Annotated in this window: 20 protein-coding genes; 8 read left to right on the forward strand and 12 right to left on the reverse strand. The window is 42.8% G+C overall.

All coding sequences use genetic code 11. The features are described from left to right. Window positions 1-122: 122 nt before the first annotated feature. Window positions 123-1,211: a citrate synthase/methylcitrate synthase gene (locus R2B77_RS10055; RefSeq protein WP_203245921.1), complete on the reverse strand. Its 1,089-nt coding sequence runs from the start codon at window positions 1,209-1,211 to the stop codon at window positions 123-125. A gap of 106 nt (window positions 1,212-1,317) precedes the next feature. On the opposite strand from R2B77_RS10055, the gene R2B77_RS10060 reads away from it, so the two are divergent. Beyond that, on the forward strand, window positions 1,318-2,199 hold the full coding sequence (locus R2B77_RS10060) for a LysR family transcriptional regulator (protein ID WP_203245920.1): 882 nt from the start codon (window positions 1,318-1,320) through the stop codon (window positions 2,197-2,199). An 84-nt stretch (window positions 2,200-2,283) separates the two neighbouring features. Beyond that, window positions 2,284-2,700 carry a type VII toxin-antitoxin system MntA family adenylyltransferase antitoxin gene (gene mntA, locus R2B77_RS10065; protein ID WP_203245919.1) on the forward strand — a complete coding sequence of 139 codons (417 nt, stop codon included), beginning with the start codon at window positions 2,284-2,286 and terminating at the stop codon, window positions 2,698-2,700. Between the two features lie 40 nt (window positions 2,701-2,740). On the opposite strand, the gene R2B77_RS10070 is transcribed toward mntA, so the two are convergent. Continuing rightward, window positions 2,741-3,820, reverse strand: a complete 1,080-nt coding sequence (locus tag R2B77_RS10070; RefSeq protein WP_203245918.1) for a CotH kinase family protein — start codon at window positions 3,818-3,820, stop codon at window positions 2,741-2,743. A 187-nt stretch (window positions 3,821-4,007) separates the two neighbouring features. Between R2B77_RS10070 and R2B77_RS17980 the strand changes: the two genes are divergently transcribed. Further along, window positions 4,008-4,385 carry a CotG/ExsB N-terminal domain-containing protein gene (locus tag R2B77_RS17980; protein ID WP_404830751.1) on the forward strand — a complete coding sequence of 126 codons (378 nt, stop codon included), beginning with the start codon at window positions 4,008-4,010 and terminating at the stop codon, window positions 4,383-4,385. 180 nt (window positions 4,386-4,565) lie between these two features. On the opposite strand, the gene R2B77_RS10075 is transcribed toward R2B77_RS17980, so the two are convergent. From R2B77_RS10075 to R2B77_RS10100, 6 genes are all read right to left on the reverse strand, one after another. Continuing rightward, entirely contained in the window at window positions 4,566-6,119 is a 1,554-nt protein-coding gene (locus R2B77_RS10075; RefSeq protein ID WP_203245917.1) for a fatty acid--CoA ligase family protein, read from the reverse strand. A 196-nt stretch (window positions 6,120-6,315) separates the two neighbouring features. Beyond that, on the reverse strand, window positions 6,316-8,250 hold the full coding sequence (locus R2B77_RS10080; RefSeq protein ID WP_203245916.1) for an FtsX-like permease family protein: 1,935 nt from the start codon (window positions 8,248-8,250) through the stop codon (window positions 6,316-6,318). Next, window positions 8,222-9,004 carry an ABC transporter ATP-binding protein gene (locus R2B77_RS10085; protein WP_203245915.1) on the reverse strand — a complete coding sequence of 261 codons (783 nt, stop codon included), beginning with the start codon at window positions 9,002-9,004 and terminating at the stop codon, window positions 8,222-8,224. The genes R2B77_RS10080 and R2B77_RS10085 overlap by 29 nt, the downstream gene beginning before the upstream one ends. After that, window positions 8,955-10,007, reverse strand: a complete 1,053-nt coding sequence (locus R2B77_RS10090) for a sensor histidine kinase (protein WP_203245914.1) — start codon at window positions 10,005-10,007, stop codon at window positions 8,955-8,957. The genes R2B77_RS10085 and R2B77_RS10090 overlap by 50 nt, the downstream gene beginning before the upstream one ends. Further along, window positions 10,004-10,708: a response regulator transcription factor gene (locus R2B77_RS10095; protein WP_203245913.1), complete on the reverse strand. Its 705-nt coding sequence runs from the start codon at window positions 10,706-10,708 to the stop codon at window positions 10,004-10,006. Before R2B77_RS10095 ends, R2B77_RS10090 begins: the two co-directional genes overlap by 4 nt. Before the next feature lie 650 nt (window positions 10,709-11,358). After that, a complete protein-coding gene (locus tag R2B77_RS10100) occupies window positions 11,359-12,351 on the reverse strand; it encodes a lipoate--protein ligase (RefSeq protein WP_203245912.1) in 993 nt (330 codons plus the stop codon). Window positions 12,352-12,491: 140 nt separating this feature from the next. Here R2B77_RS10100 and yhfH (R2B77_RS10105) point away from each other — a divergent pair, with 140 nt between their 5' ends. Together yhfH (R2B77_RS10105) and yhfH (R2B77_RS10110) are read left to right on the forward strand one after the other, a co-directional pair. Then, on the forward strand, window positions 12,492-12,617 hold the full coding sequence (yhfH, locus tag R2B77_RS10105; RefSeq protein ID WP_203245911.1) for a protein YhfH: 126 nt from the start codon (window positions 12,492-12,494) through the stop codon (window positions 12,615-12,617). Between the two features lie 81 nt (window positions 12,618-12,698). Next, window positions 12,699-12,824 (forward strand): protein YhfH, encoded by a 126-nt coding sequence (gene yhfH / locus R2B77_RS10110; RefSeq protein WP_203245910.1) that lies wholly within the window; start codon window positions 12,699-12,701, stop codon window positions 12,822-12,824. Between the two features lie 78 nt (window positions 12,825-12,902). Here the strand turns inward: yhfH (R2B77_RS10110) and hemY are convergent, their stop codons facing one another. The 3 genes from hemY to hemE are packed head-to-tail and all read right to left on the reverse strand — an operon-like array spanning window position 12,903 to window position 16,344. Then, window positions 12,903-14,318, reverse strand: a complete 1,416-nt coding sequence (gene hemY, locus R2B77_RS10115) for a protoporphyrinogen oxidase (protein ID WP_203245909.1) — start codon at window positions 14,316-14,318, stop codon at window positions 12,903-12,905. Window positions 14,319-14,346: 28 nt separating this feature from the next. Then, window positions 14,347-15,279: a ferrochelatase gene (gene hemH, locus R2B77_RS10120; protein WP_203245908.1), complete on the reverse strand. Its 933-nt coding sequence runs from the start codon at window positions 15,277-15,279 to the stop codon at window positions 14,347-14,349. 24 nt (window positions 15,280-15,303) lie between these two features. Next, window positions 15,304-16,344: a uroporphyrinogen decarboxylase gene (hemE, locus tag R2B77_RS10125; protein WP_203245907.1), complete on the reverse strand. Its 1,041-nt coding sequence runs from the start codon at window positions 16,342-16,344 to the stop codon at window positions 15,304-15,306. A gap of 288 nt (window positions 16,345-16,632) precedes the next feature. Here hemE and R2B77_RS10130 point away from each other — a divergent pair, with 288 nt between their 5' ends. The 3 genes from R2B77_RS10130 to R2B77_RS10140 all read left to right on the forward strand — a co-directional run bounded on the left by R2B77_RS10130 (window position 16,633) and on the right by R2B77_RS10140 (window position 19,099). After that, the gene (locus R2B77_RS10130) at window positions 16,633-17,151 is read left to right on the forward strand and encodes an antibiotic biosynthesis monooxygenase family protein (protein ID WP_203245906.1); all 519 of its coding nucleotides are present in this window, start codon (window positions 16,633-16,635) and stop codon (window positions 17,149-17,151) included. Between the two features lie 74 nt (window positions 17,152-17,225). Continuing rightward, on the forward strand, window positions 17,226-18,389 hold the full coding sequence (locus R2B77_RS10135) for an amidohydrolase (protein WP_203245905.1): 1,164 nt from the start codon (window positions 17,226-17,228) through the stop codon (window positions 18,387-18,389). Window positions 18,390-18,574: 185 nt separating this feature from the next. After that, entirely contained in the window at window positions 18,575-19,099 is a 525-nt protein-coding gene (locus R2B77_RS10140; protein ID WP_203245904.1) for a competence protein ComK, read from the forward strand. A 9-nt stretch (window positions 19,100-19,108) separates the two neighbouring features. Here the strand turns inward: R2B77_RS10140 and R2B77_RS10145 are convergent, their stop codons facing one another. After that, window positions 19,109-19,465: a hypothetical protein gene (locus R2B77_RS10145; RefSeq protein WP_203245903.1), complete on the reverse strand. Its 357-nt coding sequence runs from the start codon at window positions 19,463-19,465 to the stop codon at window positions 19,109-19,111. Window positions 19,466-19,958: the final 493 nt, after the last annotated feature.

The following is a 19,958-nucleotide window of genomic DNA, read 5'->3' on the forward strand; positions in this document are numbered from 1 at the left end:
ATTATTAAATTTCTACAAGCTGGAAGGGCAAGCCACGAAACTGTCATGGCAATGCTTCAAACTCTAAGGGCAAGCCAAGAAACTGTAAGGGCAACCCGGCAAACTAGCACGGCTTGCCATCTTCAATCCACCCATTCCCCTATATACACGGACTGCGGGCGGAAAATGGTGTTGTCACTTAACTGCTCTATCGCATGCGCCGTCCAACCAACAATTCTTGCCACGCTAAATGTCGGTGTAAAAAGTGCTGGTGGCATATCAATGGAGCGCATAATGGCAGCGGCATAATATTCGACATTGGTGTACAATTTCCTTCCTGGCTTGTAGATGTCCAATAAAGCAATAATTTCTTTTTCAGCAGCTGTTGCTAAATCTAACCATTCGTCCTTCCCCGACATACTGGCGCATTTCTCTCTCAATAAAATCGACCGCGGATCTTCGGTTTTATAAATGCGGTGGCCGAATCCCATGATTCGTTCACCATCCTTCATTTTCTTTTCAATAACTGGACGGATATTTTCTGGTGTTTTGATTTCCTCTAATAATTCAATGACAGCCGAGGGTGCGCCGCCGTGTAACGGACCTTTCATTGTACCAATGGCCGATGTGACAGCGGATGTGATATCCGATTCAGTTGAAATGGTGACGCGCGCCGCAAATGTCGAGGCGTTCAAACCATGCTCCATCGTCAATTTCAAATACGTTTCGAGTGCCTCGATTTGCACTTCATTCGGAATAACGCCCGTTAGCATCCACAAATAATTTGCCGTATGGGATAATGCTGGATTGGCCTCCACAATCGGTTTGCCCTGCTGATTTCGGTAATGGCGTGCGATGATTACGGGGTGTGCTGCCGTCAGCGTAATCGCCTGATCTTCGATGGTTTGCTCGTTAAAACGTGTATGTGCATAGGCTGACACTGCTGTCCGCATGGCATCCATCAATGGCATACTACGAGGGAACGCATCAATGATTGCGATTATATGTGGAGGAAGCGTTCTTCCTGTCATCATTTTTTCATTCACTTTTCTTCGCTCATCTTCACTTGCCATTTTGCCATGCCATAGGTAGTAGGCGACTTCCTCAAATGAATGGGATGCTATCAGCTCGCCAACTAACACGCCGCGATACCGCAATTCCCCCTTCACCCCATCGACAGACGCAATTTTCGTATGAACTGCCACAACATCTTTCAATCCTTTTTGAAACATCATAATTCCTCCTTCTTTTCTTTAGTATAAAGCGGAGGTATGATTATAGAAATTGAATGTTCTTTATTAAAACAATTACTATTATTAATCAAGGAGGAGCTGTCCTATGGATTATCAATGGCTGAAAACGTTCACGATTGCTGCTGAAACCCTGAATTTCCGCAAAGCTTCCGAGAAATTACTGTTATCCCAACCAAGTGTCACTGTCCATATCCGCCTGCTTGAGGAGCAATTAAGCACGAAGCTGTTCGACCGTGTGAACAATCGTGTCACTTTGACGGATGCGGGTAAAGTTTTTTATCCAGAAGCAGTTCGGCTCACCAACGATGTCGATGCGAGTGTCCATCGCATGCATGCATTTTCGCAAGGCTACCGCCGGAATTGGACTATCGCCATTTCACCATTAATGGCCGAAACGATTTTACCTTATTTTTTGCGAACATTCATCGAGCGTCACGAGGACATCGAAATCTCCATTCGCATCGAAGAATCTGACACAATCGAACAGCTTGTTGACAACGGAGATGTCCATTTAGGTATCTCCGCACTCAATAGCAAATTTAAAAATATCGAATCCATTCATATGTATGAGGATCCGATTGTCTTCATCATACCTACTGATCAATATGATGAAGAAAGTGGCCCTCCCATTCATGTCCCGGATGTTCTTCGGAGGAATCATTTATTGACACATCATCACCCCGTCTTTTGGGATGACTTGCTCGTGGCACTTCACAAACAGATTCCAGGTATTCGTACGATGAAAGTAACGCAAGCGCATATCGCAAAACGCTTCATCCAGGAAGGGCTCGGCGTCTCTTTTCTGCCTCATTCCATCGTGCGGCGCGAATTAATGGAAGGTAGACTGATGCAGCCATATTTCGATCTATTCGACCTACCTACCGTCTCGACCTATATCCTTGTGAAAAAGAAGGGCGAGCTTGAAGAGGAGTTTATAGATGAGATTACGAAATATTACTTTGGGTAAATTTCCCTGAACGTCACATAGAAATCAGACACTTCGACAGATAATTTTGGTATAGTAAGAAGACTAGATAAGGGAGTGATTTTTTTGCATGATGAAATCTTCCAACAGGCTCGTACATTTATAACAGAGCATTTAGATCCCGCTTTTATCATCGTTTTTGGCTCGTATGCAAAAGGAACGACACATAGCGAAAGTGATATTGATATCGCCTTTTATCGTGAGGACAAATCATTTTCCGCCTATGAATTATTCATGTTTGCCCAGCAATTAGCGGATATCATCGACATTGAAGTTGACCTTGTCGATTTAAAAGAAGCTTCTACTGTTTTTGCAGCACAAATTTTTTCAACCGGTGAAGTGATTTATTCTAAGAACGACAACCTACGGATGGAATTGCATATGCGCACTTACAGCATGTATGCACGGCTTAACGAAGAACGTCAGCCCATTATTGATAAATTTATTGAAACGGGGTCAGTCTTCGGGAAGGACTTTTATTAATCAAGCCCAAAACCCTCTCCTCCATGGAAAGGGTTTTTGACTACTCTAATGTGTCTAATTGACTTCTTATATAATTCCCCCGCGCTTCAATATACGCACAGATATACGCCGGCTCTTTATCAAACACTTCCAGATTATTCTTTTCATAAGGGTCTTTTTCAACATAAGGTCTAATAAGAGTATGCATTTCTTTAATTTTAGGCTTCAAATAATCTACAGTGAATTTGTTCGTTAAAATATCTTCTAGCAGGCTTTTATAGCGAGTGCGAAACGTTTTCACATCCAATATTCGTGCCGTAAGCGTATTAAACCCTTGGATTCTCAAATAGTCTTCTTCCATGACTTCCCCATCGACATCTCTTCCCCATGTCGCATCGTAATCCCACGGAATCACTTCGAACAAACCTGTTTCCCTGTTGCAATATAGCGCATAATTATGGACAAAACCGTCAAAATTTTGGGTAAAAACAACCCCAGCAAGCCAGCGAAGGTATTGCTCGACATTGAGATACTTGACGATTTCAGTTTCAAATTCATCTTTGGTGAGCGTATTAATCATAAAAATCAGCTCTTGTAAATAAACCTCTTCCTGCTCTGTGCCATACTTTTTTTCATAACCCAGGCTGAGTGATTCTTTCACCTTTTTATCAAGGTCACTCATTAGTGAAAAGTTGGCATCCCCATCCACTGCATAGAAAATAGCTCCTTTTGGCAAATGGCGATTGGCTAGAAAATATTCATCTACAGATTCTATTTCTAGGTAAAGTCCCTCATTTCCCCCGTTTATCTTCAAAAAAACGAAGCGTGATTTTGGGGATATGCACCCAATTTCGTTGAAAAAATCAAAGGATAATTTGTTTCTTAGTAATGAAGGATCTTTAAACTCCGCATTCCAATGAACTTCCTTTGCCTGCCGATACATACCCGGTTTGTAAAAACTGACATGATACGATTTTTTGCGTAGATCACGAATATGCGAGCCACGATAGGCTAGATCGATGGCGTATTTTTTCTTGTGAATTGTTAGCTTTGCAGCCACTGGATCATCCTGCCAAATATCTCTTCGCAGTTCGCTTTTATTTGATGGATGAATAAAGAGCTGATATTCGGGGATTTGCATACGCACTCTTCCTTTTGTTGTTTACTGTATGGGTATGAACAATAGGCGAAGGATGCTACCCCTTAATTTATTGATAATGAGTAAGCGATTGTCTCTATCTTAGATTGGACAGCCACGTACCTTAGAGAAGGGGAGGTATTCGCGCTTCCTAAAAAAGAAAGGGGGGGAGGATATGTCTAATTTCTCTATGGATCATATACAGCGAGCAGTCGATAGTGCTAGACACACTGGGTTAAGTGATTTCTTTTTTCAAGAGCCTACGAGTAACCGAGGACGTTCCAATCGTTGTGGATGTGATGAAAATCGACGTCGCACAAGCAGGAGACGGCGGACTTCTTGCAATCGAAGACCTTCGAATATAAGCCGTTGTACTTGTTGCGTTGAAGGACATTCGAATTCAAATCGATGCACTTGTCGCGTTTTAGGACGGTCGCGTTCGAATCGTTGCACTTCTCGTAACCAAAGGCGAACCGACCGGAGACGACGTACTTGTCACAATAAAAGATCATCCAATCGCTGTAACCAGCGCTGCTGCGGCGGTGGATTCCGGCGTAATAGGTGGTAATTAATAAACACAAATGAGGGTGAGCAGGTAAGTTAGTATTTAATGACTTACCTTGCAGCCCTTTTATTTTCAAAATAATTCACATCATCGGACTAAACCCATTTGGTTTAGTTGTATACTAACCCTATCCTACGCCCATATGAAAAGCTTTCCTCGCATAATCGAGGAAAGCTCTTTAACTTACTGTGTCACTTGCTCTTTCAATGACCGCCTCAAGATTTTACCTGTTGTGTTTTTTGGCAGTTCATCTAAAAATTCAATGCGCTTCGGTACTTTATATTTGGCTAGATGCACTGCACAATAGGCTGTAATGGATGCTTCATCAGCTGTTGATCCTTCTTTTAAGACGACGAAGGCATGGACAGCTTCGCCGAAATCAACATCTGGCAAGCCGATGACAGCTGCTTCGACAATGTCACGATGCGCGAACAATACTTCTTCGACCTCTCGGGGGTAAACGTTGTAGCCACCAACGATGACCAAATCTTTTTTGCGGTCAACGATGTAGAAATAGCCATTTTCATCACGTTTCGCCATATCGCCAGTATACAACCAGCCGTCACGAATCGTAACTTCCGTTTCCTCTGGCATTTTGTAGTAGCCTTTCATGACGTTCGGTCCGCGTACAATCAGCTCGCCGACTTCACCATCTGGCACTTCTTCCCCAAGCTCATTGACGATTTTGTTTTCTACATTGATAATCGATGTTCCAATTGATCCGGGAATCCGCTCGCGATCGAGTGGATTAAAACAGGTAACCGGCGATGCTTCGGACAAGCCGTACCCCTCCGATATGCGCACATCGAATTTCTCCTCGAAATTATGAAGCAAGGCGACAGGTAATGATGAACCACCTGAGATGGCAATGCGAACCGATTTGAAATCTTCGGGGCTGCTATCTGGATATTGATATAAAAAATTGTACATTGTCGGAACAGCTGCAAATATCGTCGCTTGCTTTTCTTTCACAAGACTGAATACATCTGCTGGCGAGAATCGTGGTGCGAGTAAAATGGTTGCCCCTTTTACGAGTGGCGCATTGACCACTACCGTTAAAGCGAACACATGGAATACCGGTAATGTAGCCACGATGCGATCATTTTCCGAGTAACCAAGGTAATCTGCGACATCACGTGCATTGGAGTACAAGTTCCCATGTGTCAGCATAGCACCTTTCGGACGCCCTGTTGTCCCAGACGTATACAAAATGACAGCGGTTTCATTTTCATCCACAGCAACGGGCTTGACGTTTGGCTTTCCTGTTGCAATGAGTTGTGTGAATGAAAGTACTTTCGCTTTCACTGCTTCAGGTAGCGCAGCAATCTTCGCTGGTGTTTCAGGAACCGTTTCGCAAATTACATAGTGTTCAATCGTCGGGAAAGCCCCCGCCGCCTGTTCCACAAGTGGTAATAAAAGATCGAGTGCAATCACTGCCTTCGCGTCGCTGTTATGTAGGATGTATGAAATTTCATCTGGCGTGTAAATCGGATTGACTGGCACTGCTGTCGCCCCAATTCGCATTGTCGCATATAACGCGATTAAAAAATGCGGTGTGTTACCAAGTAAAAATGCGATATTATCACCTTTTTCAACGCCAAGATTTTGCAACGCTGAAGCGAACATCGAAACCGACTGGTCAAACTCGGCATACGATGTATCTTTTCCCATAAAGTGATAAGCAATTTTTTCGGGTTGTGTCGATGCCGTCTCATGCACACGTAAAACTAAATTCATGTAGTCATCCCCTCTTCAAATTGAATGAATAACCATTCATTAATCTATCGTAATCATTATATAAGAAAAGTTCTGATAATACAATACTAGATAAATAGAACTTATCTTTATCGCACCATCCCTAGTAAGGCGCCCAGCATTGTTGACAGGATTTTTTATTTCAATATATGGATAGAACAAAGTAAAGCACCAAGGATTACCCCGGTGCTTTAATATGCGCAAGGTAGCGCCAACGTATTAAATAAAAATAACAAATTTGCATGAGTGTAAAGCCAACCATAACGATTACCAATTCTTTAACAATCGAAATTTCTGCAAGTTCATCCCAAATCACTTGTAGCGATAGAAATGCAAACGAACTATGCACAAAAGCCACGCCCCATGGGAAAAAGAACTGAGGAATTAATTGACGATTGACGATTTTCTTAAATTCCTGATCTGTGATTCCCATACGTCTGAGTACATCAAACTGTTTTCGGTCACGCTCAAGAGAGGTATACAATCTGAAATATATAAAGCTACCCGCCGCCAAGAAAAATACCGCTGCTAATAGCAACCCGATGAATAACAACAATGAAAAAGTTGTGCGGATGACTGAGTAATTCAAGCCGGGATTGATGAACGAGTACGATAACGGAGCAGATTCACCTGAGAGAAATGGTTCTGTATTCGCAGCGTCAATGGATAGCCCAATCTCCTTTGTTTGTTGCCACTCAGGCACATTGAAGGCATAATATGCGAAACTCTCTAGCCCCTCCGTCATCACTGTTTCAAATACTTTATCATAATCTACATCATTTAAAATAATGGCATTTTGGGCAATCGAATAGGATGAAAATATATGATAAGGGTATGCTCCGTCAACCTTGACCCTCACATCACTTTCCTCCAGAGTCGTTCTTACCATCCGGCCATTTAGCTGGTCATAGGAGGATACGGACGGTGGAAGGAATAAAGCCTCTCCTTCTGTCAACACCATCGGGGGATAGTCAAATGATTGCGCAAGCATATTGACGTTGGAAAGCCTCAAAATGGAAACAGGTGTTGCACTGAATGAAGATGTCTGTTGCAATACTTGGAAACGAATAAGTGAGTAATCGATACGATCGTCTTTCAATTCGTTTACTAGCTGCTCGATATGCTGACGCTCTAGCGCATTGTCTTGCTCGCTTTTATATACCAGTCCAAGTGGATGCATTTCTCGGTATTGTGAGGCGAATGAGGTTAATGAAGCCAACATGCCTACTGACATGAACGCAATGGTGGACACAATCGTCACGATGAAAAACATGCGTGCATTTTCACGTAATCGGACAACTCCCTCCGATATCGACAGGAGCCAAAAATGATGCCAATATATTCGTTTTCGCTTACGAATTTTATGTAACAATAGTGGTAAGGAATCTGTAAAAAAGTAAAAGGTACCGATTGTCGCCAGTGGTGGTAAGAAAAACGACAAACCGATGACGACTGAATTCGTTGTAGCTGCCGCCATTGCGTACGCCGCACCTAAAAACGCAAGCCCCAAATAACCACGGCTCTTCGAATAACCATACGCCCCTTGGTTTCCCGTCTCTCCTTGGATTAAGTCAGCTACTTCCCCCGTTCGAATAAACACCGGAGCAATAAATGAAATAAGGATGAATAAACTTGTAAATGCGCCAATCGTCAGCGCAAACGGCTGCCATGAAAAATAGAGTGGTAAAGACGGTAAAAGCACAATTTCCCGAACAATCATAAAGAAAAACTTTGAAAACATATAGCCTAGAAACGTCCCTGCGGCAATCGATGCTACGCCGATCAACATCGTTTCAGTAAAGATGAGGCGATTTAGTTGACGCTTAGCCATTCCTAAATGGAGTAAAATACCGAACTCTTTAGACCGAGCCTGTAAAAATGCCCGCATTGAATAAAATAAGAAAAACACCGTAAAAATATACAAAATAATTTCCGCGGCACCCATTCCTGTAATGGCGATTTCCTGTATAAATCTATCCTCAATGGAAGGATGAAACAGGAGCATCGAATACAAGAAAAACACCATGACAGAAAAAACACTCGCCATGAAAAAAGCGGCGTAAATGCGTCGATTACGAACGACGTTACGGTAAGCGAACTGACGAAAGGTCATTGACATTTCCTCCGAGAAGCGACAAGACGTTCAAAATACGTTGGAAAAACGTCTGACGTCTTTCATCTTTATAAATTTCATTGAAAAATTCGCCGTCTTTTATGAACAGCACCCGGTCACAATAACTAGCCGCGATTGGATCATGTGTAACCATGATGACAGTTGTACGCTCCGTTTTATTAATTTGGCTAAGCAATTCAAGGACATCCTTTGCCGATTTCGAATCCAGATTTCCTGTTGGCTCATCCGCAAGAATAATTTTCGGTCTATGAATTAAAGCGCGTCCAATCGCCGTTCGCTGCGCTTGTCCTCCTGATAACTCATCCGGTCGTCTATTCAAAATGTCCGTCAAATGAAGGCGTTTTGAAAATTCCACAATTCGTTTTTCCATTTCCTTCACAGAAATGCCATCCAATGTTAGCGGCAATACAAGATTTTCTTCTACCGTCAGCATTTGCAGCAGGTTAATATCTTGAAATACAAAGCCTAAATTGCGTCTTCTGAATAAAGCTAAATCATTTTGTCCTAACGCTTCCGGCTCAATGCCACTAATAGTCAAGCGTCCATAGGTCGGCACGGTAATTGTTGAAATTAAATTCAACAGCGTTGTTTTACCACTGCCAGATGGGCCCATCACCGCAACAAATTCTCCTTCCTCGACTTCAAAATCGAGGCGGTTCAATGCTCGGTGCATCACTTTCCCTTCATAAATCTTCGTCACTTCCGTCAATTCCACGATCGTATTCCGCGTCATCTATTTCACCCGCCTCTTCATTCTTAAAGAGGACTGTCACTGTCGTCCCCTTGCCAAGCTCCGATTCAATCGCCAGCCGATGCCCTAATCTGCCACACACTTCCGATGCAATATACAGCCCCATTCCCGTCGATTCACCCGTCAGCCGCCCATTTTCACCAGTGAAAAATGCTTTTGTCACACGGTTCAAGTCTGAAGAAGGGATACCGATGCCTTCATCACGAATCACGAGCTCTATCCCTTGCTCTGTATGAGTTGCTGTTAAATGGACTTTTTTTCCTTGCTCGAACGTATATTTCACCGCATTGGTAATGAACTGCCCAATGACGATATTCAACCACTTCACATCTGTGGCAACCGAAAATTTCTCGTCGATTGAAATAACGGGAAACACACCATTGGTGATAAATAACCGCTTATGCTCTGTAATAATTTCCTGCACAACCGTTTTTAACACAACTCGCTCAATTTGCATATCCTGCTCAAACGTTTCAAGACGTGCATTGACAAGCACCGAATCGAGGCCGCGTCGTAATTTGTCAATTTCTTCATTGAGGCTATCACGATCCAAGTCATCCTGTTCTTGCAACAGCAATCCAATGACTGAGATGGGCGTTTTCATCTGATGGACCCATTGGTTCATAAAATGGAGCTGACGATGTTGAGATGCATATAACTGCTGTACCTCATTTTGGTACAGCCTGTACAAATGACGTGTAAAGTCCGCCGTTTGTTTATGCTCCGGCGCCTGCGCATGACGGATTAAAGCGTCCTCCATCTTGTCCGGCTTTAGCGTAATGGCCGCGTAAAAGGACCGCCTCATGATAAATTTACCGACCAAATACCCCGCGGTTAACAGCAGGCTCATACTAATGGCGTAAACAGCCGTATTAAGGTTACGAAAGCCGTCTAGCCAGTACAACAGTAAGATGAATAGTACGAGTAATAGTTGAAAAAGCAGAAACGAAAGATGCTCTTTTAAAAAAAACGTGAATTTTTTCATGATTCCTCCGGTGCTAATATGAAACGATATCCTGCACCACGCACAGTTTCAATGGACGATTGAATATCGTAATCAGCCAATTTTTTACGCACACGCGTCATGTTTACATTCAATGTGTTTTCATCAACGAAGGATTGATCATCCCATAGTTCTTCCAATAGCTTTTCGCGTGAGACGACTTTAGGCGCCGCCTCTATCAGTAACTCCAAAATGACACATTCTTTTTTCTGTAAAGGTACAATGTTGTTGCGCACTTGTAATTCCATCCGTTCGATGTATAAATTTAACACGCCAGCCTTCACAGTTCGCTCGGATTGGTTCGGTGCGTATTCGCCAAACGTCCTGCGTAAATGACTTCTTATTTTTGCAAGGACGATTTCATAGTGAAAAGGTTTCGTGATGAAATCATCGCCGCCATTTTCCAGTGCGAATACCTGGTCCATGTCACCAGATCGCGCGGAGATGAATAAGATAGGACATGTGGTATTCTGACGAAGCTGACGACACCAATAATAACCGTCATAAGAAGGCAGGTTGATGTCGAGTAAAATGAGGTGTGGGTCGAATGCCATGCACTCTTCTGTAACGCGTTCAAAATCTTCAACAATGGCAACGTCATATTGATATTTCCTTAATGTATCCGCTAGCAGTTGTGCAATTTTCCGATCATCTTCAACAATAAAAATACGGTGGTTTACCATCTGTTCAGTCCCCCTTCACAGTTATTTTTAGTATAACGCAGAATCCACTGTTACGCTCGGGAAGCGAAGCTCACAACATTTGCAGTGAACTACTCCCGATGTTGGACACTTGGACGAAATGGTTGTACGCTTTTCCACTTTGGTTGCACACTTGCCCGTTTTCGTTGCACACTTCGAGGATTTTGTTGCACACTTCTCCCGATGTTGGACACTTGGACGAAATGGTTGTACGCTTTTCCACTTTGGTTGCACACTTGCCCGTTTTCGTTGCACACTTCGAGGATTTTGTTGCACACTTCTCCCGATGTTGGACACTTGGACGAAATGGTTGCACACTTGCACACTTTGGTTGCACACTTTGAGGTTTTTGTTGGACACTTCTCTCGATGTTGCACACTTGGACGAAATGGTTGCAAACTTGCTCACTTTGGTTGTACACTTCAGGTTTTCGTTGCACACCACGAGGATTTTGTTGGACACTCCTCCCAATGTTGCACACTTGGACGAAATGGTTGCACACTTGTCCGCTTTGGTTGCACACTTCAAGGTTTTCGTTGCACACTTCTCTCGATGTTGCACACTAAACAACGTTCACTCTCAATCCCCAATAAAAAGAAGCCTAACACGTAGTCAGGCTCCTCCCTTATTTCTTAGTAAATCAATTGCAAAAACTCTTCTTTCGTAATGCCGCCAAGATAGGTTGGAATATCAAGTGTAGCCAATGCCTCACTCATGGATTGTCTATCGTACTGGATACCTCTCAAACTTTCCTCGATGACAGCTACTTCTCCAACACCGAAGAAATCGCCGAAAATATTAACGTTTTCGATGATGCCTTTATTAACATCCAGTCGAACATCTAAGCCTCCCACTGGGAAACGATGCGAATGCTGCATGTTGAATTTCGGTGATTTTCCATAGTTCCAATCCCAGTTCGCATAGCGTTCTGCAGATAACGCATGAATATTGGCCCAATCGTCATCTGTCAGCTCCAAATACTGGATCTTTTCTTCGCCACCAAAAATCGATTTCAATATATTCAAGCGAAACTGCTCAATCGACATTGGCTCTGTGAGAAACTCCGTAATATTAGCTACACGGCTACGAATCGATTTAATGCCCTTCGATTCAATCTTGTCTTTCCGTACTTTAAGCGCCGATACGACTCGTTCGATTTCTGTGTCAAACATCAGGGTCCCATGACTGAACATGCGACCATTCGTTGAGAACTGTGCATTTCCAGAAATTTTGCGCCCTTCGACCAAAATATCATTACGTCCAAGAAGTTCTGCCTTGACGCCCATTTCAGCAAGCGCTTGGACGACAGGCTCCGTAAACTTCTTAAAATTACGGAATGATTCACCATCATCTTTTGTAATGAAGCTGAAATTTAAATTGCCAAGATCATGGTAGACAGCTCCCCCACCAGATAGACGGCGGACGACATGAATACCATTCGCTTCCACGTATTCTGTATCAATCTCCTCAACCGTGTTCTGATTTTTTCCAATGATGATGGAAGGCTCGTTGATATAGAACAGTAAAAAAGATTCTTTTTCGATATCCATATTTTTCAGTGCATATTCCTCAATCGCGAGGTTAATGCGTGGGTCAGTAATCCCTTTGTTATCAATGAAATACATGTAAATCGCTCCTAACTAAAATAGACTCTTATTTATTTTATCTGAAAAGTACAGAAATGTGTTGACATTTGATTGACTGTTATAATACACTACTAATAATAAATCTAGTACTAGTACAAATTGAAAGGGGAGAATGAATGATGATTGAAAACGTTATCGAGTTTTTTAAAAACCTACCTGCCAAAGTTTGTACGTCTTGTGGGAAAGAAATTGAAGAACAGCATGAATGCTACGGCAACAAATGCGACTCTTGTAATATAGTGTGATTTTTTTTCGCAACGCCTGTACTATTACAAACAACATTCAGTAACTTAGTACTACTACAACTTAAGTGAGGTGAATGAGCTATGATCGAAAATGTCATTGAGTTTTTTAAAAATCTTCCTGCTAAAGTATGTACGTCTTGCGGAAAAGAAATTGATGAGCAGCATGAATGCTACGGCAACAAATGCGACTCTTGCAATATTTTATGATGCTAGACATATAAAACAGCCGCAAAATCTGCTGCGGCTGTTTTTTACATTCATCTGTATCATGCTGTTTTCGTTCAGTCAAAACAGTTCATCCATAATCTCCCGCACTGCAGCCCTTCCCTGATCAATACAGTCAGGTAAGCCAACACCGTTATAAGAAGCACCCGCCAATTTCACTTGTGGAAACTTCGCTCGTAATTCCAGACGCGCGGCCTCAATACGTTGTTTGTGCCCGACCCGGTACTGCGGTCTGTCTTTTTTCCAACGCGTCACAATTGTGAAATCTGGCTTCCCCGTAATGTTAATAATTTTACTAAGATCGGCAAGAACGATTTTTTCAATTTCAGCATCTGATAAGTCCACAATTGCCTCATCGCCTACCCGCCCAACAAATGCGCGGATGAGTACTTTTCCTTCTGGTGTTGAAGTAGGCCATTTACGATGTGTCCACGTACATGCTGTAATCGAATAATCACTATTTCTTGAAACAAGAAAACCAGTGCCTTCCTTATCCTGCACAACAGACTCCTCTGGAAATGCGAGTGCGACTGTTGCAACAGATGTGGTCGGTATTTGCCCAAGGTCCTGCAACAGACCATGCGGTGCAAATAAGCGGCTGGCCATTTCATGACCTGTCGTCAAAATAACAGCGTCCGCTTCTATTTTTCGTCCGTCACTTAGTTCTATCATCGTTTTATCGCCATCGGACTCAATCGCCTCGGTTCGTGCGCCTTTGATAACTGATCCAGGATCGAGTTGCTTTTCAATCGCTTCGACTACCGTTTCAAGTCCATTACGAAAAGTATGGAAGACACCTTCCTTTTTCGTACTGTGACTATTCTTTTGTGGCAATTGTTTAGGTGTCGCTTTTTTCATTCCCAAAATGAGACTACGATGCTTTTTCTCCACTTCATAAAACTGTGGAAATGTCGATTGCAAGCTCATTTGATCGATATCCCCTGCATAGACGCCTGACAATAATGGCTCAATTAGATTGTCCACGATTTCTCCGCCAAAACGTCGACGGAAAAAACCACCCAATGACTGATCTCCTTGAATCGCAGAACGTGGGAGAACGAAATCCCCTGCTGCACGAATTTTACCCGCCCAAGAAAATAACCCTGTTTTCAAAAACGGAGTGATTTCTGTTGGTATTCCCATGACCGAGCCACCAGGAATCGGATGCAATACACCATTGACGAATACGTAGGCCTGTCCTGTCGCATTTTTCACGAGTTGGTCTTCAATACCGAGGTCTTTCGCTAACAGTCCCATACTTTTTTTACGGATTAAAAATGAATCCGGACCACGTTCAATGACAAAACCGTCACGTCGCACTGTCTGGATTTTACCACCAAGACGATTCGACGCTTCAATCAGAAGTACATCGAGTGGAAGTCCCTTTTCACGCGCTTCTTTTTGCATGTAAAACGCCGCAGAGAGGCCCGTAATCCCTCCCCCAACGATAACGACCTTTTTGTTTTGTTCGACCATAGCCCATCATCACTTTCTCGTACGATTTTTATGCTTCTTTCATTTTATCAAATACAGCATCTACCATTGCGTCAACGAATAGTCCATCGACATTCGGCATAGCTGGACGATAATAAGAAGCTCCAATATCATCACATACAACTTTGCACTCGTAATCATTGTCATATAACACTTCAAGATGATCAGAAACGAAGCCAACTGGCGTATAGACGAATGTCGAATAACCTTTTGCTGTATGCAAATCACGTGTCAAATCTTGAACATCCGGTCCAAGCCAAGGTTCAGGCGTCTGCCCTGCACTTTGCCAGCCCACTTCGTAATTTTTTACGCCTGCTGCTGTTGCAATCAAATCTGCTGTTTCATTCAATTGGTCTGCATACGGATCACCATTCGCTAAAATCTTTTCAGGTAATGAGTGTGCTGAAACGATTAGGCATGCAGCTGCCCGTTGTTCTTCAGTCATGCTGTCGAACGTGCTCCGAACTTGACCAGCCCAAAAATCGATAAACTTCGGCTGCTTGTACCAGCTTTCCACCGATGTAACGGTCATGCCATGCTTGTCAGCTTCTTCTTGTACACGCCCGTTATACGACTTGACTGAAAATGTTGAGAAATGCGGTGCCAATACGATTGACACAGCCTCTTTAATGCCATCTGTATGCATTTTTTCTACCGCATCTTCGATAAACGGCGCGATATGCTTTAATCCGATATACACCTTGAATTCAACGTCGTCCTGCACTTCATTCAAACGATTACAAAGCGCATTGGCCTGGTCTTCAGTAATTTTAGCAAGTGGTGAAATCCCACCAATTGCCGCATAACGGTTGCGTAGATCCTCCAATTGCTCTGGTGCTGGCGGGCGACCGTGGCGGATATGTGTATAGTACGATTCGATATCCTCTTCCTTATTAGGTGTCCCGTAGGCCATTACTAAAAGTCCCATTTGTTTCTTTGTCATCAAGTTCACCTCATCAGTTTCAGTTTATTTACGTAGTTGTGCACTATAGCTATGAATAAATTCAGTAAGCTTTTTCAATGTTGCCGGTTTAACATCTGGGAAGACGCCGTGACCCAAGTTAAAGATATGGCTACCATGCTCTACACCTTGCTCAATAATGACCTTCGCACGCTCTTCAATAATATTCCAATCCGCCAACAGCATAGACGGGTCCAGGTTCCCTTGCACTGGCTTCGTAATGCCACGCGCTCCGGCTTCCTGAATAGATAAACGCCAGTCAAGTCCCACAACGTCCACCGGCAGGTCATGCCATTCATTAGCCAAGTGGCTTGCACCTACACCGAATGTAATAAGAGGAACATTCAATTTACGTAGCTCTGTGAAAATACGTGTCATCACTGGTTTGATGAAAATGCGGTAATCGGCAACATTCAAAGCGCCTACCCACGAATCAAAAATTTGAATCGCTTTCGCACCTGCTGCTACTTGTGCAGTAATATACGTAATTGTCATATCTGCTAGTTTATCCATCAAAGCAAACCATGCCTCTGGCTCAGATACCATGAAAGATTTCGTCAGATTATAGCTTTTCGAAGGTCCACCTTCAATCATATAGCTCGCAAGCGTGAACGGTGCTCCGGCAAAACCGATAAGTGGTACGTTCAATTGCTCTTTCGTCAACATTTTTATCGTTTCCAAAACAAATGGAATATCGTCCTCAGGTGATAAATCACCGAGATTATGGACATCTTGAACAGTACGGATTGGGTTAGAAATCACCGGTCCAACGCCTGCTTTGATTTTCACGTCAACACCCAGTCCTGGTAAAGGTGTCACGATGTCTTTATAGAGAATTGCTGCATCGACGTTATATTGGTCAACCGGAAGTTTCGTTACATAGGCACAAAGCTCAGGCTGGTGCGTAATTTCTTCTAATGAATATTTTTCTTTAATTTTCAAGTATTCGGGCTGTGAACGCCCTGCCTGTCTCATGTACCAAACAGGTGTATGTTCAATTTTTTCACCACGTGCGGCACGGAGTAGTGTATCGTTAAATTGTGTCATTTCGCTGTCCCTACTTTCTTATATGTTTGTATTTACCTGTTACATATCCATACTCAAATATAGACGTTTCGCTAGGCTAAGTATAGCGTTTAGCCCGACTTGTCATCAAATTGTGCGTCTTTTTTCATGCATCGCCATCATTTCGTCAATGTTTGTTGACCTGCGACTTCCCGAAATACGCCGAGACGGAATTGATTAACTTTCTGTAAAGAGGGAAAATGTATAGTTAGATTGAACGAGACCATTTTGGCGAATAAAGTTCATTTAAAATTCAAAGGAGGCTTTGCCATGTATATTTTCACGACATCTGGTACAACCACATTTATGGAGTCCTTGAGGGATAAGCATCCACATGAAAGAATGATTGCCATGCAAGCTGGTGCGAACTCATTGTTATTGCATGAAACGGCTGGTAAAACTGTTTTCCAAACCCCGCGCCGCTATGAAGTCATCGGCTCTTCCGGTGCACTCAATGATGTTGGCTATTTTGTATGGAATCATATTCCTGTCACGGATGAAGGACGTCCTATTTTTGAGCATCACTTTAAAGAGCGTACGCATACGCTCGATACGGAGCCTGGCTTTATTGCGTTCCGTCTGCTACGACCACTTAATTCTGACACATATATCGTCATGACGGAATGGGCTGCTAACACCTATTATACGAGGTGGAAAAATGCAGCCCCCCATCACGAAGAGTATTTATCGGGACATGCAATCGCAGGTGTCGACAGCAACCCCCATATTTTCACAAGTGCAGCTTCCGTCACAAGCTATATCGCTAAGTCGAAGGAGGACGATGTATAACCTTCCTTAACCGTCCATTGCTCCCTAATAGATGTTTGATATAATAGAAGAAAACATGTAAGGGGCTGTCTGGTATGAAGGAGCAACTTTTCGAAAAGTTGGATAGTGCGTTTGAGGATATGGTCGTAATACGCCGCCATCTTCATATGCATCCCGAGTTGTCTTTTAAAGAGGAAAAGACTGCGCAATACATTTATGATTTCTATGCCAATCTTGGCGTAGACGCGCAAATGGGCGTTGGGGGTAACGGCGTTGTTGCACGTGTCAAAGGTGGCAGGCCTGGTAAAACGGTTGCGTTGCGTGCTGATTTCGACGCACTACCGATTCAAGATGACAAAGACGTACCTTATAAATCAACCGTCCCCGGCGTTATGCATGCCTGCGGTCATGATGGACACACCGCGACGCTACTCCAAGTGGCAAAAGCGATTCACGAATTACAAGAAATTCTTGCTGGCGAGTATGTTTTCATCCACCAGCATGCAGAAGAATATGCGCCAGGTGGTGCTATTTCGATGATTGCAGATGGCTGTCTCGATGGGGTGGATGTCATTTTTGGTACCCATCTTTGGTCATTGACACCTTCTGGAACGATTGAATATTTGGCAGGACCTGTTATGGCGGCTGCGGATCGTTTTACGATTGCGATTCAGGGTGCCGGCGGTCATGGGGCAGCCCCTCACCAAACAAAAGATGCTGTCGTCATCGGTGCTCAGCTCGTTATGAACTTGCAGCAGCTTGTCGCCCGTCGTGTCAATCCGATTGACTCCGCAGTGTTATCCATTGGCTCATTTATGGCGGACAACGCATTTAATGTCATTGCAGATTCTGCAACACTCGGCGGCACAGTCCGATCATTCAACCCAAAGGTACGTGACCTCATGGAGCTTGAGATGAAGCGTGTCGTTGATGGAACTGCACTTGCTCATGATTGTGCGATTGACTTTCACTACTATCGTGGCTATCCTGCTGTTGTAAATCATGCCACTGAAACTGACTTTCTAAAAACAGTCGCTGAAACCGTTCCAGGTGTTCAAGCTGTTGTCGAATCAACCCCGCAAATGGGTGGTGAGGATTTTTCTTATTATCTTGAAAAAGTACCTGGTACATTTTTCTTTACAGGAGCAAAGCCTGCCGAACCATATCCGCATCACCATCCGAAATTCGATTTCGATGAAAATGCCATGCTGGTTGCAGCGAAAACACTTGGTGCCGCTGCCCTAGATTATCAGCACTAACATAACAACCTTCCCTCCTTATCCGAGCGGAAGGTTTTTTAGTTATTCCCACAATGCAACGCTGTTCTAACCGCGAAAAAAGACCCTGTTTAAATAATGGTTATAATTATCCATTTAAAAGGTTGCATTATTAATTTTCTGATTTATAATAATAATTGTACAATACAAGAATTGGAGGTATAAGTATGAAGAATAGGAAATCAATCCCAAATTATGTTATCTCTTTCGACACATTTATGCTGCAACCGGTTACTGTAGGTGAGACAATCTCAACCCTTGTCATTGAACGAAATCGCGAATTTCTTGTCCCCCAAAGACCCATTCACATTGTTAGAAAATCCTGTAACTATTATGGGAACCCTTTGCAAAACTCGGTGAACTTTGCAAAAATCGCATTGGGGAATCACCATAAAATGCCGATTATTGTGGCTCATGATTTTGGCATACCTTATATCTTTCTACCTACAATGTCGCCAACATCCGAACAAAATGTCTGGATTTCCTACCATGCAATTACTCGAATAGAACCCGATGACTTAGGATGTGTGATTCATTTTGAAAATAATCGTTCCTATAGAGTAAATATTTCAGCTCCAACGATGTATCGGCAAATTTCATTTTGTAATCTTCTTGAAAAAGACTTTGCTAAAAAGCAAAAGCAACTAAACAGACCTTCCCCCTATGCCGATTACGATTCCGATGACGAATGATATTGCTCGTTATCCAGCCATTGCAAAATAGACACTTAATAATTCTTCTGTCCGATTACGTAAACGAACGTTCAAATAACGCCTATGCTCCTCATAGCCACCGTACATAAACACATACTCTGTAAATGTATCGTCTGTCTGGCTACGTACAACCTTCATATTATGGCGTTGTAAATAAATGTTTGTATCCTTCAGCTCAGCACGTATAAGCTTCGTTGCCTGATTGACAAGCTTAACGTAAGGTCCTTTCAATTTGAAAGGGCCTTTTTCAAATGAATTCCGATCCCTTTCTAAAATAATAATCAGCATCGGCAAGTAGATCATATTCTCATAATGTGGCAATGCCTCTGTAGGTATTAAAGGCATAATCATCCCTCCTCCGAAATAGAACACTAGTTCTATTCAGTGTATGCCTAACCACCACATTTATCAACCTCCAAATTATAGAAATGAAATATTAACAGCACACCTGCCTACAGATTAAACAAACATACTTAATTAAACACTAGACGCCCCATGTTCAATCGCTTTTAACTCGCTTTGGATTGAAGGACATCTATACAATAACTGTGTTATTTATATGTATAGGGAATGGAGGGCTTTTTAACTGGAGAGGACCGCCAAAGATACAATTTTGGCGGTCTAAGTTTTCACCATGGTCTTTTCCATTTTTATTTTAGGTAATGTCACTTTCTATAAAGTAGGGCACTTTGTACAACGTGTAAAAGTGCCCGAAATTGCATCTTCGGGCACTTACACTCTTTGAAGGAGGTCATCTATTCTTTTCTTTCCAAGCAACTGCATTTTTCACTTGAACATTGTAGGTATGCGACAAGCAATTATTCATAATAAGATTACC

Origin of the sequence: Sporosarcina beigongshangi (genome assembly GCF_033485195.1) — a bacterium.
Lineage (GTDB): Bacteria > Bacillota > Bacilli > Bacillales_A > Planococcaceae > Sporosarcina > Sporosarcina beigongshangi.